14 protein-coding genes are annotated in these 15,578 nt (G+C 58.1%); 4 read left to right on the forward strand and 10 right to left on the reverse strand.

Annotated elements, in window-relative coordinates; genetic code table 11:
* Nucleotides 1-69: 69 nt before the first annotated feature.
* From DER72_RS14560 to DER72_RS14605, 10 genes are all read right to left on the reverse strand, one after another.
* On the reverse strand, nt 70-366 hold the full coding sequence (locus DER72_RS14560) for a type I restriction-modification system subunit M N-terminal domain-containing protein (RefSeq protein WP_219983308.1): 297 nt from the start codon (nt 364-366) through the stop codon (nt 70-72).
* On the reverse strand, nt 363-1,622 hold the full coding sequence (locus DER72_RS14565; protein WP_219983310.1) for an AAA family ATPase: 1,260 nt from the start codon (nt 1,620-1,622) through the stop codon (nt 363-365). Before DER72_RS14565 ends, DER72_RS14560 begins: the two co-directional genes overlap by 4 nt.
* The gene (locus tag DER72_RS14570; RefSeq protein WP_110070689.1) at nt 1,619-3,271 is read right to left on the reverse strand and encodes a TIGR02391 family protein; all 1,653 of its coding nucleotides are present in this window, start codon (nt 3,269-3,271) and stop codon (nt 1,619-1,621) included. The genes DER72_RS14565 and DER72_RS14570 overlap by 4 nt, the downstream gene beginning before the upstream one ends.
* Nucleotides 3,272-3,274: 3 nt before the next feature.
* Nucleotides 3,275-4,318 (reverse strand): DNA cytosine methyltransferase, encoded by a 1,044-nt coding sequence (locus DER72_RS14575; protein WP_110070690.1) that lies wholly within the window; start codon nt 4,316-4,318, stop codon nt 3,275-3,277.
* A 108-nt stretch (nt 4,319-4,426) separates the two neighbouring features.
* The gene (locus DER72_RS14580; protein WP_110070691.1) at nt 4,427-5,704 is read right to left on the reverse strand and encodes a restriction endonuclease subunit S; all 1,278 of its coding nucleotides are present in this window, start codon (nt 5,702-5,704) and stop codon (nt 4,427-4,429) included.
* On the reverse strand, nt 5,704-6,546 hold the full coding sequence (gene dinD / locus DER72_RS14585; RefSeq protein ID WP_110070692.1) for a DNA damage-inducible protein D: 843 nt from the start codon (nt 6,544-6,546) through the stop codon (nt 5,704-5,706). The genes DER72_RS14580 and dinD overlap by 1 nt, the downstream gene beginning before the upstream one ends.
* Nucleotides 6,547-6,564: 18 nt before the next feature.
* A complete protein-coding gene (locus DER72_RS14590) occupies nt 6,565-9,636 on the reverse strand; it encodes a type I restriction endonuclease subunit R (RefSeq protein WP_110070693.1) in 3,072 nt (1,023 codons plus the stop codon).
* 249 nt (nt 9,637-9,885) lie between these two features.
* Nucleotides 9,886-10,215, reverse strand: coding sequence for a DUF427 domain-containing protein (locus DER72_RS14595; RefSeq protein ID WP_110070694.1), 330 nt, complete (start codon nt 10,213-10,215; stop codon nt 9,886-9,888).
* A gap of 125 nt (nt 10,216-10,340) precedes the next feature.
* Nucleotides 10,341-11,633, reverse strand: coding sequence for an MFS transporter (locus DER72_RS14600; protein ID WP_181395686.1), 1,293 nt, complete (start codon nt 11,631-11,633; stop codon nt 10,341-10,343).
* 146 nt (nt 11,634-11,779) lie between these two features.
* On the reverse strand, nt 11,780-12,178 hold the full coding sequence (locus DER72_RS14605) for a GFA family protein (protein WP_110070696.1): 399 nt from the start codon (nt 12,176-12,178) through the stop codon (nt 11,780-11,782).
* A gap of 97 nt (nt 12,179-12,275) precedes the next feature.
* Between DER72_RS14605 and DER72_RS14610 the strand changes: the two genes are divergently transcribed.
* The 4 genes from DER72_RS14610 to DER72_RS14625 all read left to right on the forward strand — a co-directional run bounded on the left by DER72_RS14610 (nt 12,276) and on the right by DER72_RS14625 (nt 15,548).
* The gene (locus tag DER72_RS14610) at nt 12,276-12,971 is read left to right on the forward strand and encodes a 5'-methylthioadenosine/S-adenosylhomocysteine nucleosidase (RefSeq protein WP_258306322.1); all 696 of its coding nucleotides are present in this window, start codon (nt 12,276-12,278) and stop codon (nt 12,969-12,971) included.
* Between the two features lie 147 nt (nt 12,972-13,118).
* Complete coding sequence (locus tag DER72_RS14615; RefSeq protein ID WP_110070698.1) at nt 13,119-13,406, forward strand: coiled coil domain-containing protein; 288 nt, start codon at nt 13,119-13,121, stop codon at nt 13,404-13,406.
* Nucleotides 13,407-13,587: 181 nt separating this feature from the next.
* Nucleotides 13,588-14,442 carry a sirohydrochlorin chelatase gene (locus DER72_RS14620; protein WP_110070699.1) on the forward strand — a complete coding sequence of 285 codons (855 nt, stop codon included), beginning with the start codon at nt 13,588-13,590 and terminating at the stop codon, nt 14,440-14,442.
* Nucleotides 14,443-14,546: 104 nt separating this feature from the next.
* Nucleotides 14,547-15,548, forward strand: a complete 1,002-nt coding sequence (locus DER72_RS14625) for an ion transporter (RefSeq protein WP_110070700.1) — start codon at nt 14,547-14,549, stop codon at nt 15,546-15,548.
* The last annotated feature ends 30 nt before the right edge of the window (nt 15,549-15,578 follow it).

Genomic DNA, 15,578 nt, shown 5'->3' on the forward strand with positions numbered 1-15,578 from the left:
CTACCGGCACCGACTGCATCTCGCTTGTAGTGCCAATTTTGAAAACACGTTTTCAGGTTAATCAGTGGCTTACGCTTCTATCTGTCGAACTCGGGTGCGCCGCATCTGCTTCTCAAAAGCAGGCACATCCCCGGCGTTATCCGAGTACCAGACCACGAGTGGCGGGCGGCGGTCGTCCGCGTCTAGCTTGGGATAGTCCGGCCCCAGCTCCTTTTTTGCCGCCGCTTCGAAGTTATCAGAGAGGTAGCGCAAAAACAGGAACGACAGCATATAGTCGCGGAAGTCGTCGGCGTTCATCGCCCCGCGCAGATCGTCGGCGATGGCCCAGAGGGTCTTGCCCAGTTGGCTGAGTTGCTCTTTGGTCATGCGTTGGCGCTCTCTTGCGTGGGTTCCGGAAATAGTTCCGGGTTAAAACGGTAGTTGTTCATAAAGTCCCGCAGGATCTTACGGAAATACTCTTTGTTCTCCGGCAACATTTCCTGTGGCTCATACAGGGAGTAGTTGCCGTGACTGAGGACATTCACAAGCCGGGTGTGGAGGATGCCGTCAGGGTCGTCATTATCCTGCTTGATGCAAGCGGAGAAATTGCGAAATCCGTGGAAGGTGGCCGTCTTTTCCAGTATATTGCGCAGGATATTGAAGTGGTAAGTGTAGACCTCGCCCGACTCCGCCACCTCGTGCAGATGTTTCAGCAGGGCCACATGGTGGTATCGCGGTGTTTCGCCGGTATCCGCCAGCCGGAAATGGTCGGCCTCCTTGCTCAGGAAGCCTTTGACCGCGTTGCTTAGCTCGTTGCACATCACATTGAAAAACAGATGATGGTGCGTGGAGATCACTGTTCTGATCTTCCCATTAGCATCTTTCAGCAGTTGCGCCAGGTGGCTGGCCACGGCGATGGCGTTGTTGTCATCTAACGATGAAATGGGATCGTCGATATACAGGTACTTCACCCAGGCATAGGGCGAGCCTTCCTCCTGATCCACGGCCAACTGGGCGACCGCGAGAAAGAAACACCAGATAAACATATTCTCCTCGCCGCGTGAAACCTTGATGGGGATGGGCGCGCCGTCGGCGTCTTTGTCCCGGAAAAAGGTGATTTCCCAGGTGTCGTAGTCGATCAGGAAATCGAAATCCGCATAACGCGCCAGCAGTGGACCGATGCGGCTTTCCATTTCCAGCTCTTGCAGGCCGTCGAAGAAGTGTGAATCACGATTCAGTCGCAACACGCGCTTGGCGTCATTCTCCCAGGAAAAGAGATCTTCGGTGAAGGCGTTGAAGTAGAGAGTGTCGCGGGTTCCTTCCTCACCATCGCCTTGCTTACCCAGCTCTTTGAAGGCCATGGACAGGCGCGTCTTGCCGGTGCCGTTGAAGGCAAAGAGCAGGATATACTTCTTCTGCTCCAGACGTTCGCGTAGGTGGGACGCAACGTTGTTAAGGCTGTCGAAAGAGTAGGCAGCATTATTCATGTGTCCACCATCTCCGGAAAGGACTAACGTCTGCATCGCCCTCATTCCCCACAGCATAGCTTCAGGACCCGAAGCCACCATGCGTTCTTCCCGTTCGCTTTCGATGGTGCGGTGGTCGAACAAAGGGATAAGATTGATCGGGAGTTTGAGGATCATTCTGTATCTTCTGAGCCAGCCTCAGCACCTCTATTTACATAATCCAACCTAGTTGTTAAATATGAGACAAGGCTAAGGATATTCAGACAATCCAAGCGCGAGAAAGTGCCAGGAACAAGGATATCGAAAGGCTGATGATTCATCGGATTCCTGAATCCAGCCATAAGCCCTCTTGTCATATGACCTTGGCCTTCTTGTATATTCCATCCACTATCTGTACTTATATCTGCAACCTGAATACAGGGAGCAGAAGGATTCTGTTTATTACCTGCTGAAAAAATATTTGCTAAAGCAGTTCCATCTTCCTGTCTACCACTAAGTTCACGAACAACTTGAGCATAAATTTTTGTTCCTTGGTCTGCTGCCTCTGCAAACTGCTCATTTTCGTAATATGGCTTGATTCTTTCTTTAACTTTATCATGTAGGTGTCGCCAATGAAGCTCAGGGTACTCCGGGATTATTTCATGTAGCGCCATGACCACAGGATTGAAAGACTCATCAACACCTTCATCCTTAGATAGGGTTCCAATAATTTTCTCAGCTGCGCCTTTGACCTCTTTGGGAAGAGTTGACATCCATTTTTCTTTGTCTATCCCAGTTCTGTCTTCAAAGTCTTTGTCTTTCTTTTCCTTCCTCTTTTTGCTCCAATCGGATTTTACCTTGGCAATCAAATCCTGAAGCCATTCTCTGAACGCAAGCATTTCTTCATGCTCCCAGTTTAGAGATTGCCTGTTAGTAGAAATAACATCTTCGTCTAGAAGATCGATGAAATCGGCTTTAATCCAACCTGTAAGGTACTGGAAAACGTGGCTAGACGTACTATCTGAAAAGAACTCAGGGGCGTTAACCAGCTTCCCTCTTGAGAAGATGGTTATCCCACGTAGTCCCGAGTTTGGTTTTATTGGCTTTTCACTGGTAATAAACTGAAATTCAACATCTTCAGAATGCTCATAGTCACCAATTTCTAGGTCAGCCTTTTCCCAAGAAAACTGTTTATCTATCTGCCCATAGCGGCGGCTACTATCAACATCGATGACTTCATTTTCTAGCCCACCCGTTTTAACCAATCGTATTTTAAAGTTATCCTCTGTAATAAAAATTCTCGCCAAGCCATCTGCTATTGATTCGATATCAAATTTAGATTTTCTTTTTAGTTTTTTGAGTTGAATAACCGTCCCATCACCTCTGTCGGCAATCTCATTCGAAACTTCGACCCTGGGATTATATTGACCTTCAGATGAATACAAAGTATCCCAGTCCAAAATAAAGCGATTTCTCTTACCGTCCTTGACAGTATCAATGGTGATTTCTTTAGCAATACCGAAGAGTGCGAGTTTCCCCAGCCCTTTTTTCCCCGTAGGCAGTCTGCCGTATTTAGGGGATGGTATATCACCATCCTTTTCCCTTCGATCCCGCCCAATGGAAAGAAACTTATTTTGAATATCCTCAAAGCTCATCCCGCAACCGTTATCCTTAACGGTAATTGAAATAGGAGCTCCAGCTTGCTCGTGGAACTTTACCTCAACTTGGCTTGCGTCAGCGTCGTAAGAATTTGAAATAAGCTCCGCCAACGCAGGAGGAAGGGTTGAATACATCTTGACACCAAGATGCTCAATAGTTTTTGGCTCAAACTTTAAGACCAACGTCATTGCTTACTCCCCCATTTCCTTCAAGTGCTTAACTAGCACAATTGCTTGACTTTTAATAAATTTAGGCGGCAAGGCATTACCAATCATAAGGGCAATTGCATCCTTGCCTTTTAATGTCGAGAATTTATAATTCTTTGGAAATGTTTGAAGTATCGCAGCTTCTCTCAGAGTGATTGCACGATCTAATTCTGGGTGTACAAAGCGTCCTTTTGACGGATTGTGACACCCCCCCGTAATGGTTGGAGCAACATCATCCCATGACATGCGACCGTATACATCTTTGTAACTTCCAGGATTTCTTTTATGACAATCCAACCAGTATTCTTCTGGTATATCAGAACGAGAACCACCATCTTTAGGCACTAAGGAAATAATTTTCTGAACCTTTTCGCTTCGCCTGGTTCCCCAATCATGAAGAATGTCACCACTCTTTCCAACTTCCGGAAGATCTTCTAGAACGTCTCGGACTTTTTTGATGGTACTAGCTTTCTTAGGCTCATCAATAGAGCCAAGCCTTGATGCCATCATTATCATTCGACTCCTTCTTTGGGGAACTCCGTAATCGGCGGCATTACGGACAGCCAAAGAGTGTTCTTCAAAAACATATCCCAGAGCTTTCAGCCTCTCGACAACCTTTTGAATTCTTTCATCCTTATAGAGGCCAGGAACATTCTCCATCATAATAGTCTTTGGCAGCATCTCCTCAACAAACCGCACGAACTCAAAAACTAGATCATTTCTTTCGTCCTCAACGGAAACACTTTTATTCCTTGTCCTATGTGTAGAAAATCCTTGGCATGGCGGGCAACCTGCCAACAAATCAAGCTCACCTTTTTTAACACCTAAGTCACTCATGATATTTTTCGGCGAGAGGCTTCTAATATCGCTATCATAGAGCTGGTGGTTTTCATGGTTCAGTCTATAGGTCTCAATAGCAGCAGGATTTAATTCAACCCCAGCAATGACTTCAAACCCTGCTTTTTTCAGCCCTACCGTCAAACCGCCAGCACCGCAAAATAAATCAATAGCTTTGAATTTATTTGTCATTCTCTACCTTTCCCCCAGATAATGCCTCACTAATGGGAATGCCACTAGCATACTTCCGAAAACAAGCTTTATTCAAAGTGGATTGTCTTTTTATTTTTCCCATCAATTTCATTCGCACGCCGCCTCTAGGCAGGGGAAAAGCTGCTGCATCAGTCCTTTTTTATGGGCATTAAGGGCGCCAAGCTTTTCAGTGTGTGCGTCGATCAGCGCGTCAAGGGATGTAAGGCAATCGGCGATGCATTGTTGTTCCTCTCGAACCGGGATGACTAACACATACGCCAAAAGTGATTCGCGGTTTACCTTTGGGATTTTGCTTCGTCCAGAGTTTTTTGTGGCGTACTTGAGAAACCCGTCAGACAGAAGGAGGTAGGCTAGATATTGCCGACATAACTGCTGACTTGATGGTCGAATAGGATAAATGTCAGCACTACAAATTCCCTCGAAATCTGGAGTGGCCACTTTGTTCAATGCAGGCCGAATTTTTGAGTAAAGTATATCTCTTCCATCAAAGGAGTACTTTCCGCTAATAAGCCCAAGCTCTTTAGCAGTCCTCATTCTTTGAAGTCTTCCCGTATGCGACTCAATATTTTCACCGCCAACATGCGGTTTGTCGCAGTACATTGGATCTGTTGGGTCTACTTGACCGGAGGCGATTTCCACAAGTTCGCCAAGGATTTGCTCCTCCCACTCCCCCGCATCCCGAAATTCGGGGAAGCGCAGGCGGGGGACGGTTTCGCCTTCGTGGGGGAAGAGCTGCTGCATCAGCCCTTTTTTATGGGTCTTGAGGGCGTCGATTTTGTCCGCTTGAGCGGCGATCAGCGCATCGAGGGACGATAGGCAATCGGCGATTTTTTGTTGTTCTTCCGGCAAAGGGACTGCCAAGCCCAGCTTTTCCAAATTGCTTTTGTATAGGTGAACAACCGTATCGCCCTGAGCAACCTTCGCAATTTCGAGTTTGAGCGCACCGTTCAAATAATAGCTTAAGAAAACTCCATTCTGGTTTGAGCGAACCACATTCAGGTCGCTACCCAGCGCAATGTTCTCATGTGCTACGCAGGCAGCCGTAGCAATATCAATTTTTGTTTCTCCAGAAGACGGAATAATTACATCGCCCACATTACTTAAAAACAAATTATCTGGCGGTAAATCTGTCCTGGATATAACGTCCTTAATCAACTCTCCATAAATGGTATATAACTCTCCGTACCGAATACATGGTTGTTTGCCATTTGGTTTGATGTCGGCCTTGGATATGCCCTTGCCTTTGTGGAACTCAGCGATTTCCGCTAGTTTATGTGTCGTCCACTCCCCCGCCCCCCGAAACTCAGGAAATCGCAACCGTGGCACCAACCCCTTTCCCTTATTTTCGTGTATTTCGTGGTTCATCATTCATCCAGCCCATCAGGGTTCTTCAACACCTTTTTCTCATCGGATGCCAGCCGTCGTTCAACCTTCTTCACATCTTCGGCAGGTGGCAGGCTTTCCGGGCGAATACCCCGGCTCAGCAGGGTTTGGCGCACAGCTTCGTTATTGGTGACATGCTCTTGCGAGATGTGTTGCTCTCGGTTCATGGCCTGTTCACGGGCATTGTGGATGGTGATCTCGGTGGCGAAGTCTTTGGCTTTGAGAATGATGGTCGGGGCAAAGTCGGCCAGCGGGCGATTATCCGGCACCCGCCACTGGGCTTTCATGGCTTTGGTGTTTTTGCCAAACAGGGCGGTATCGCCCTTGCTGCGGATCAGGGCGAAGTTCTGGCTGCCGCCGGTTTGTTCATAGATGACATCGGATAGCTCTTTCTCGGTTGCAGTCAGTTTTTTACGCGCCGTCACTCGCTCCGCTTCCAGCAAGCGCTGCTCAATCAACTCCGCCTTGCGGGTCTGCATGGCGAAGTAGGTTTGGGCAAAGGCGATTTCCTGCTTGGCTGGATTACCGTTCTGGGCGATCAGGTAGCAGGCGTAGCGGGTCAGCATGATGTCGCTGATCTCACGCTGGCTGCCGGAACCCAGTTCGACCATTTTCCCGACGTCGGCAAAATGGTCAGCGATGTCATGTCCCGACACCTCGCAGGCGGTCTTTGCCTTGGAGAGGACATTCAGAAAGTTGTCCCACTTGGTGTATCCCAACAAGTGCTGTAAATCTCGCGCCAGCCAGTATTCCACGCCGTTTTCAGTCTGCTGGGCGTGACCCTCAAAGCTTTCGGTAAGTGTTTGAATCATCTCGTTTTTCATTGCGCACACCTCCTTGTGTTATTCATACGCCGCCAACCCCGAAATCTCGCGCCCGCCCGCCTGCTTTTTCAAAAACGGCACCAGCTCTTCCATTAGCGCCAGTTCGGCCTTGCTACGCGCTTTCCAGCCCAGCTCCAGCGGGGCGAACAGGTCACTGAGCTGTTCGCCGTCGAAGATCATGCGGTCGAGAATGCCGTCCACGAAGCCTTGCAAGGCATCGCGGTTCAGCCGGTGACGGTCGGCCAGGGCGGTGATTTCACTGTGGGCTTTTTGCGCCTTGAATGTCTGGTAGCCGTCACGGATGTCAGCCTCGCTCAGACCCTTGCCGGCTTCCAGGGTGTTGATGTAGGCGATGATGTCCTCGCGCTCGTCCATCAGGTTGCTGCTGGCGGCGAGCAGGTTGATAAGCTGGTCGCGGCTCATGGTCTTTTTGCCGGGCTTATCCTGACTGAAGCGGGCAATCAGCCCCATGATGTAGTCGTAGTCGATCAGTGCCGAGGAGAAGAGCACGAACTCGAAATCCAGTTGCTCAATGGCTTCCTGGGCCTCGGAGGCTTGCTCGCCGGTTTTGCCCTGTTGTTCCTTGAGGCGCTGGGCGGTTTCCAGGTAGGCACCGCGCAGGGAACGCAGATCGTCCTCGGGCAGCACTGTATTGATGCGCGCCTTCTGCTCTTCGTCCAGATCGGTGTACTGGTCGAGCTGGGTCTTGAGGCGCTGCACCTCCTTGAAGCGGTTGACGAACTCTATACGCGCGGTATCGCCCTTGAGGTTGTAGACGCCCTTGGGTTCGGCCACCACATCGCGCTCGATGAGGAAGTGCTCGATGGCGGCCACGGCCTGTTCGTATTTTTCGATGACCGTGGGGGCCGGGTCCACCAGCCAGATCTCGCGGGATCGGTTGATGTCCTCGCCGGAGAAGAGGGCAATGGCGTCGTCCACGGCCTGCTGCTGGCCGCGAAAGTCGAGGATGTTGCCGTAGGGCTTGGTGTCGTTGAGCACGCGGTTGGTGCGCGAGAAGGCCTGAATCAGGCCATGATGCTTCAGGTTCTTGTCCACGTACAGGGTGTTGAGGTACTTGGCGTCGAAGCCGGTGAGCAGCATGTCCACCACGATGGTGATGTCGATCTTATGTTTGTGCGGCAGGTCGCTGTTGGGGTATTGCTGGTCTTTGATGCGCTGCTGCACGTCCTGGTAGTAGCGGTCGAACTCGCTCACTGTATGGCTGGTGCCGTACTGGGCGTTGTAGTCGGCAATGATCTCTTGCAGGGCAGCCTTTTTCTGCTCCGGCTCCTGCTGGTTGTCGGCCTTCTCCTGGGGCAGGTCTTCCTGGAGCTGCTTCACATCCTTGTCGCCATTGGCCGGGGGCGAGAAGACGCAGGCAATGTTGAGCGGCGTGTAATCCGGGTCGTCGGCCTCACGCTCAGTCTGAACCTCCTTGAACAGCCGGTAACAGGCGATGGCTTCATTGATGGAGGCGGTGGCCAGCAGGGCGTTGAAGCGGCGCTGGTTGGTGGCGGCCTCATGCTTGGCGAGGATGGCATCCACCACAGCGCGCTGGGTCACAGCCTGATCGGGCTTGGCTTTTTTTGATTGGGTCTTTGATTTGCCCTTAGACGGGCCACCAGCGTCATTTGCCTGCGTGGCTTCTGACTTGCTTTCGTGCTTGAAATAGTCGATATGAAAGCGCAGCACATTGCGGTCATCAATCGCGTGGGTGATGGTGTAAGCGTGCAGCCGCTTTTCAAAAATGTCCTGGGTAGTGCGATAGCTGCCTACGGTGCCGTCGATCTGCTTGTAGCTGGCGTTGTCGTCAAAGATGGGCGTTCCAGTAAAGCCGAAAAGTTGCGCTTTGGGGAAAAAGGCCTTGATGGCCTGATGGTTATCACCAAACTGAGAGCGGTGGCACTCGTCGAAGATGATGACGACGCGCTTGTCACGCAGCGGGGCCAGGCGTTCCTTGTAGGTCTGCCTACCCTTGTCTTTGTGCTGCTGGGCTTTCTTGCTGGTTTCATCCAGCGCCAGGCCGAGCTTTTGGATTGTGGTGACAATCACCTTGTCAGCGTAGTCTTCGGAGAGCAGGCGGCGCACCAGGGTTTCGGTATTGGTGTTTTCCTCCACGCAGCCTTCCTGAAAGCGGTTGAATTCCTCACGGGTCTGGCGATCCAGATCCTTGCGGTCCACCACGAACAGGCATTTTTCGATATCCGGGTTGTCCTTGAGCAGGGTGGACGCCTTGAAGGAGGTGAGCGTTTTGCCGCTTCCGGTGGTGTGCCAGATGTAGCCGTTGCCCCGGTTCTGGTGAATGCAATCGACAATGGCCTTGACCGCATAGATCTGGTACGGGCGCATGATCATCAGCTTCTGCTCGCTGGCCACCAGCACCATGTAGCGGCTGATCATCCGGCCCAGGGTGCATTTGGCCAGAAAGGCGTCGGAGAAGTCGTCCAGGTGGATGATTTTGCGGTTGTCTTCATCAGCCCACTGGTAGATGGGCAAAAAGCGCTCATCGGCGTTGAAGGCGAAATGCTGACTCTGGTTGTTGGCGAAGTACCAAGTGTGGTCGCGATTGCTGACGATAAACAGCTGCATGAAGCACAGCAGCGTGTTGGTGTAGCCGTTGCCAGGCTCATTGCGGTACTCGACGATCTGCTCCATCGCCCGGCGCGGGTTGATGCCCAGCGTCTTAAGCTCGATTTGCACCATCGGCAGGCCGTTGATCAGCAAGATGACATCATAGCGGTGGTGGCTGTTGTCGGTGTTGATGCGCAGCTGGTTGATGACTTCGAAGTCGTTCTTGCACCAGTCCTTGAGGTTGACCAGCATGTAGTGCAGCGGGGTGCCGTCCTCGCGCTGGAAGTAGCCATATTCACGCAGGGTCTTGGCAGCCTGGAAGACATCGGCGTTGATGATTTCATCGCGCAGGCGGGCAAACTCGGCATCGGTGAGATGGACGCGGTTCAGCGCCTCGAACTTGTCGCGGAAGTTCCGCTCCAGTGCGGCCTTGTCGCGAATGTCAGAACGATAGGTATATTTAAGCTCTTCGAGCTTTTTGATGAGGCGTTGTTCAATATCGCTTTCTTTTGCGGTCATCCTAGCAATTCTTCCAGTCAATCAATGACTTCTCTGATGTCCCGCAAGATGTGACAAGGTGTTGCCAACTGTCACCTGCGAGCGACGTTGATGTGGTTGCAGGGTAATGCAGGGCGGGGCGCGTCGCAATCCATGCACTGGAAATCGGGTACGGATCCATTTCCTGGGCAGCCGCCGCTGGTCGCGCGCTAAAGCGACCTCCTACAGGGCGAGGTGGTGAACGAAGGAGCTGTTCGGCATCGATTCCCGTCATTCCGTCACTCCCTCGTAAAACGCCAGCCATCCGGCAAGTGCTTCCACTCCCTCCACCGGCTTCTCATAACTCCACGCCACATCCTTGTGCTCGCCAAAGGAGAAGTAGGAGGCATCGCCCTTGAAGGGGCAGTGGGTCACGGTATTGGAGTGCGTCAGCAGGTCCATGCGAACGTCGTCGCGAGGGAGGTACTGCCGCGGCGGGTAGCCGCGTTCGAGCAGTTCGATGGCGCGGGTGGTATCGGCCAGGACGGTGCCATCGATGACGACACGCACCCGACGAGAGTGCGGGTGCAGCGTGATGCGCGGCTCTGGGGCATCGTCCATGATCGTTCCCTGTGCGTTTTTCTAATATTTCATTACGTATCGTAACAGTCCTGACAGCCCTCGCCGACGGCAGATTTCCTACGACTAAGGTCTTGCCGGCAAGAGCAACGCCGTCAGGTCGGGCCTCACGATCCGGCGGCGGGCTGCTCTTCTTCCTCCTCCTCGAGGGGGTCCTCCAGCGGCTCGCCCTGCTCGTCCAGGAGCTGGCTGTCGTAAGCCGCCTGCAGGCCGCTCTCCTCCTCGGCGGCCTCTTCCTCCTCCGCCTGGGCGATGGCGCCCGGGTAGAAGGGCGAGAGGATGGCCACCAGGATGCCCAGCGCGGCGAACATGGCGAAGGCGTCGGCGTAGCCGAAGCCGTCCACCAGACTCCCGACCACCGGCGAGCCGGCCGCCTGGCCGAGCGATACCGCCATGAAGGGCAGCACCGGCCCCACGGCAAGGCGGCCGGGCAGGAGGCGGATGCCGGTCATCAGGTAGAGCCCCGTCAGGCTCATATAGGCCAGGCCGAAGACCAGCGCGGAGAAGGCGGTGAGCAGCGGCTGGTCGGGGCTCGCGGCCAGCAGGGCGAGGCTCGCCGAGAGCATCATCAGCATCAGGGCCTGGGTGATGGGCGGGTTGTTGCGATCGGCCAGATCGGCGACCACGGCGCCGCCGAGGCCGGCCACCCCCACCGCGAGCCACAGCCAGGCGGTGGCGCTGGATGGCAGGCCGCCGTGGCTCACCACCAGGTCGGGCGCGAAGATCCAGTAGGCGGCGGAGACGAAGCCCATCAGGAAGGCGAAGAGCGTGAGCCGGACCAGGCGCGACCAGGGCAGTTCATTGAGGGGCGGCGGGTCCGCCGCGTTTGCGGGCACGATCCGCGAGACCGAGGGCAGCAGGAGCCAGGCCGCGATCACCCCGAGGCCGGCGAGGATGGCGAAGGAGAGGTAGGCATGGCGCCAGGCGCCGGCCAGGAACAGCACCGTGGGCACGGCCACGATCACGCCGATGCTGGTGCCGGCGTTCATCACCGAGCTGACGCGCCCGTGCAGCGAGCGCTTGACCACGGCCTGCATGGCCGCCGTCAGCGCGGGCATCATCAGGCCGGTGCAGATCCCGCAGGCGAACACACCCGCACCCAGCATCAGCGGGTCCGCGGCCCGGCTGATCAGCGAAAGCCCGGCGACGCCGAAGCCCCCGGAGAGCACCGCCGTGTAGCGGGAACCGAGGCGACGGGTGACGAGGGGGGCGACCGCGGTGGCCAGCAGGAAGCTGATCAGCGGCAGTGCGCCGATGATGCCGATCACGGAGGAGCCGAGGCCCAGCTCCTCGCGGATCGGGGGGACGAAGAGCCCGAAGGCAAAGCGGGCGAGGCCGAAGCTGATGGCGATCAGCGCGGCCCCCAGGACCGCAAACCCCGTGCTCGAAAGTCTCATGATCCTGCCTCCGCCGGTCCTGCTCGGTGGTCGAGGTCGTCAGCGCTGCCGGACGCCCGATGGCCGCCCCTGGGGGAGCCATCGGGTGTCGGCACCTCGGCCCAGCGTGAAGCAGCCAGGCGGCCTCGGCAACCGTCATGGGGGTGGCGTCAGCGGGCGAATTCGGTGAACTTCGGCAGGTCGTCGGCGAGCTCGAACCACTCGGCCCGGGAGGAGACCCAGGCGTGGACGCGCCTGCCGGGCGCGATCGGCGTGTCCAGGGTGCCCAGGCGCAGCCGCTTGGCCTCGGGCAGGTCGTCGCGGGCGCTGTAGAGGGGGCTTCCGCACTCGGCGCAGAACACCCGCACCTTGCCCGGCGTGGCGCGGTACTCCTTCAGGTGCGCCTCGCCCCGGGTGAGTTGAAAGTCCGCCGAGCGGATCGGCGCCACGGCGACGAAGGCCGTGCCCTGGGCCTTCTGGCACTGCTTGCAGTGGCACATGGAGATCGCGTCGATCTCGCCGCGGTACTCGTACCCCACCTTCCCGCACAGACAGCTTCCGGTATGCATCGGCGTTCCTCCCCGCTGGTTTTCCACCATCTTGGCCGTATCGGGCCAGAGGCACACTGCTCCCTTCGGCGCAGTACACTGGGCCCAGGCATTCCACATGAGGCATACCCACCCCATGACACCTTCCCCCTCTTCCCCCCGCCCACACGACGGCAACCTGCCCCAGCCGGTGCGGCTGGGCGGCCACGACGTGCTCTTCGTGATGGCCGCCGAGGCCGAGTACGGCCCGCACCTGCGGCAGCGCTTCACCCCGCTGATGACCGGCGTCGGCCCGGTGGAGGCGGCGGTGGAGCTCACCGCGGCCCTGGCCGCCCTGGCTGGGCAGGGCCGCCTGCCGGCGCTGGTGGTGTCGCTGGGCTCCGCCGGCAGCCGGATGCTCGAGCAGACCGAGGTCTACCAGGCGAGCTCCGTCGCCTATCGCGACATGGACGCCACCGCGCTGGGGTTCGAGAAGGGCGTCACCCCCTTCCTCGACCTGCCGGCGACCCTGCCGCTGCCGCTGCGGATTCCCGGCATTCGCGAGGCCACGCTCTCCACCGGCGCCAATATCGTCTCCGGCGCGGCCTATGACGCCATCGCCGCCGAGATGGTCGACATGGAGAGCTACGCCTGCCTGCGCGCCTGCACACGCTTTCAGGTGCCGCTGGTGGCGCTGCGCGGCATCTCGGACGGCAAGGCGGAGCTGCACCACGTCGACGACTGGACGGAGTACCTGCACGTCATCGACGAGAAGCTGGCCGCCGCCGTCGACCGCCTCGGCGAGGCGCTCGCCGCGGGCCTGCTGACGCCCTGAGGCCATCGAGGAGCGGGCACCACGCACCGCGTGCCGGTGGCATGCGCCCTTGCGGCCGCCCGCCGGGCTTGCCACCCTGAAGGAGAGGCCCTGCCGCCAGGCGGCAGGTCTTGGAGGTTTCACCCCCATCAGGAAAGGAGCGTCCATATGAGCAACAGGGAAGCCTACGAGCAGAAGCTGCGCGCGAAGCTGGACGAGTGGCAGGCCGAGATCGACAAGCTGCGGGCCAAGGCCAGGGGCGCCGAGGCCGATGCACGCATCGAGCGGGAGAAGGAGGCCGAGCGCCTCGAGGCCAAGCGCGAGGAGATGCGCCACAAGCTCAAGGAGCTGCGCGAGGCCGGCGACGACGCCTGGGACGACCTGCGGGACGGCGCCGAGCGCGCCTGGAAATCCTTCAGCGACTCCTTCGAGAAGGCCCGCGATCGCTTCAAGTAGCCGGCGGTCGCCTTGCCCTCCCCTTCCTGCGGGCGCCCATGGCGGGCGCCCGTTCGTCATGCCGCTTGACCACCCCTCCGCCCGGTAGTGTCATGGCCCCTGGCGCCGTTGGCGCCGCCGTGCGTTTCGTGATCCGTGCCAGCTAATCCACTCAGCCCATCCAAGTCAGCCAGAGGCCTCCATGCGAAAGATCCTGCTCGTCGACAACGGCTCCCTGCGGGCCCAGGCCACCCTCAACCTGCGCCGCCTGGCCCGGGCCCTCGGCGAGGCCACCGGCCAGGAGATCGAGGCCGCCTCCCTGCTGCACTCCTACAAGATCCCGGCCGAGGAGCTCGACGGGGAGAAGGCGGTGTCGCTGGGGCCGCGGGCCGAGCAGCTGGCGGAGCAGGGCGTGACCGAGCTCGTGATCCTGCCCTTCTTCTTCGGGCCCAGCCAGGCGCTGACCCGCTACCTGCCGGAGCGCCTGGCCGAGGTGCAGGCCCGCCATCCGCAACTCTCCGTCAAGGTGGCGCTGCCGCTGGTGGAGAGCCAGGCTCCGCTGGACCTGCGCCTGGCGCGGCTGCTGGCCGACAACGTGCGTGAGCAGATGAACGGCACGTCACGGCCCAGGGTGGTGCTAGTCGACCACGGCAGCCCGATTCCCGAGGTCACGGCGGTGCGCAACTACCTGGCCGGCCAGCTCAGCGTGCTGCTGAGCGAGGAGGCCGAGTGCGTCACCTTCGCCTCCATGGAGCGGCGTGACGGCGACGCCTACCGCTTCAACGAGCCGCTGCTGGAGGACCTGCTGGCCGCCGAGGCCATGGCCGGCAGCGAGGTGATACTGGCCATGCTGTTCCTCTCCCCGGGGCGCCACGCCGGCGAGGGCGGCGACATCGCGGAGATCTGCGAACAGGCCATGGCGCACTCCCCGGGGCTGCGCGTCACCACCACCCGGCTGGCGGGGGAGCATGACGGCATCCTGGAGATCCTCGCCACCCGCCTGGCGCAGGGCCTGGCCGGCACCCCGCTGCTGCTGTCTCTGCCGGCCGGCAGCTGAACCGGCGGCTGAAGGGGCGACTCAGGGGCTCGCGAGGCGGTGGCCCGCGGGCCCAGCGTCTAGGCTGGGAGGGGAGATAGCGGCACAGTGCTCAAGGAGGTGCCATGCCGGCCACCCGCGAACGATCCCTCAGCCCCGCCCTGGAGCGGTTCCACCTGGTGTGGGACCTGCTGATCATCCTGCTGGTGATCGCCAACCTGACCCTGCTGCTGTTCGACAGCCTCTTCCTGCTCGCACCGCTGAACGCCGCCTTCGAGGCCGCCGCGCCCGGGCTGCACGCCGCCTACGACCAGCATGTCCACGCCCGCTTCATCGCCATCGACCTGGCCTTCGTGGCAGTGTTCGTGCTCGACGTGCTGCTGGGCTGGGCGGTGGCCATCGCGGAGCGGCGCTATCACCGCTGGTTCTTCTATCCCTTCGTGCACTGGTACGACGTGCTCGGCTGCATCCCGGTGGGCGGCTTCCGGCTGCTGCGCATCCTGCGCGTCGTCTCGCTGGTGCATCGGCTGCACCGGCTGGGGCTGATCGACGTGCGTCGCTGGTACCTTTACGGGGTGGTCGCCAAGTACTACGACATCCTGCTGGAGGAGCTCACCGACCGCATCGCCATCCGCATGCTCGACAACGTCCAGGCCCAGCTGCGCTCCGGCGATTCGCTCTCCACCCGGGTGGTGGAACGGGTGGTGCGGCCCCGCCAGAAGGCGCTGATCCACGAGATCAGCCAGCGGCTGGAGGCCATGGCCGGCAGCGCCTACGCCCACAACCGCGACGACACCCTGCGCTACGTGCGCGGCCTGGTCGGCCGCACCCTGGCGGAAAGCCCGGAGCTGCAGCGGCTGGCGCGGCTGCCGCTGGGCAGCCAGCTGAGCCGGGGGCTCGAGGCCTCGCTCTCCGACCTGGCCTGCCGCCTGGTCAACGAGGCCCTGGAGGGGCTGCAGTCGGCGGAATTCTCCGCCCTGGTGGAGCACCTGGCCGAGAGCGGCTTCGATGCCTCGCTGCGCACCGACCCCCACACCGAGCAGGTCACCGAGCAGGTGCTGGTGGACATGCTGGAGCTGCTCAAGGAGCAGATCGCGGTCAAGGGCTGGCAGCAGCGCTACCAGTGATGTCGCCGCCCGCGGAGTCAGAATGGGCCG

The sequence above is a fragment of the Halomonas sp. A11-A genome (assembly GCF_003182195.1).
GTDB classification, from domain to species: Bacteria; Pseudomonadota; Gammaproteobacteria; order Pseudomonadales; family Halomonadaceae; genus Halomonas; species Halomonas alkalicola.

Coding starts and splice junctions, on each gene's coding strand:
- DER72_RS14590 (WP_110070693.1), bottom strand. CDS start 9,636: ATGACCGCAAAAGAAAGCGATATTGAACAACGCCTCATCAAAAAGCTC.
- DER72_RS14625 (WP_110070700.1), top strand. CDS start 14,547: ATGCCGGCCACCCGCGAACGATCCCTCAGCCCCGCCCTGGAGCGGTTC.
- DER72_RS14595 (WP_110070694.1), bottom strand. CDS start 10,215: ATGGACGATGCCCCAGAGCCGCGCATCACGCTGCACCCGCACTCTCGT.
- DER72_RS14610 (WP_258306322.1), top strand. CDS start 12,276: ATGAGGCATACCCACCCCATGACACCTTCCCCCTCTTCCCCCCGCCCA.
- DER72_RS14580 (WP_110070691.1), bottom strand. CDS start 5,704: ATGAACCACGAAATACACGAAAATAAGGGAAAGGGGTTGGTGCCACGG.
- DER72_RS14560 (WP_219983308.1), bottom strand. CDS start 366: ATGACCAAAGAGCAACTCAGCCAACTGGGCAAGACCCTCTGGGCCATC.
- DER72_RS14575 (WP_110070690.1), bottom strand. CDS start 4,318: ATGACAAATAAATTCAAAGCTATTGATTTATTTTGCGGTGCTGGCGGT.
- DER72_RS14570 (WP_110070689.1), bottom strand. CDS start 3,271: ATGACGTTGGTCTTAAAGTTTGAGCCAAAAACTATTGAGCATCTTGGT.
- DER72_RS14620 (WP_110070699.1), top strand. CDS start 13,588: ATGCGAAAGATCCTGCTCGTCGACAACGGCTCCCTGCGGGCCCAGGCC.
- dinD (WP_110070692.1), bottom strand. CDS start 6,546: ATGAAAAACGAGATGATTCAAACACTTACCGAAAGCTTTGAGGGTCAC.
- DER72_RS14605 (WP_110070696.1), bottom strand. CDS start 12,178: ATGCATACCGGAAGCTGTCTGTGCGGGAAGGTGGGGTACGAGTACCGC.
- DER72_RS14615 (WP_110070698.1), top strand. CDS start 13,119: ATGAGCAACAGGGAAGCCTACGAGCAGAAGCTGCGCGCGAAGCTGGAC.
- DER72_RS14565 (WP_219983310.1), bottom strand. CDS start 1,622: ATGATCCTCAAACTCCCGATCAATCTTATCCCTTTGTTCGACCACCGC.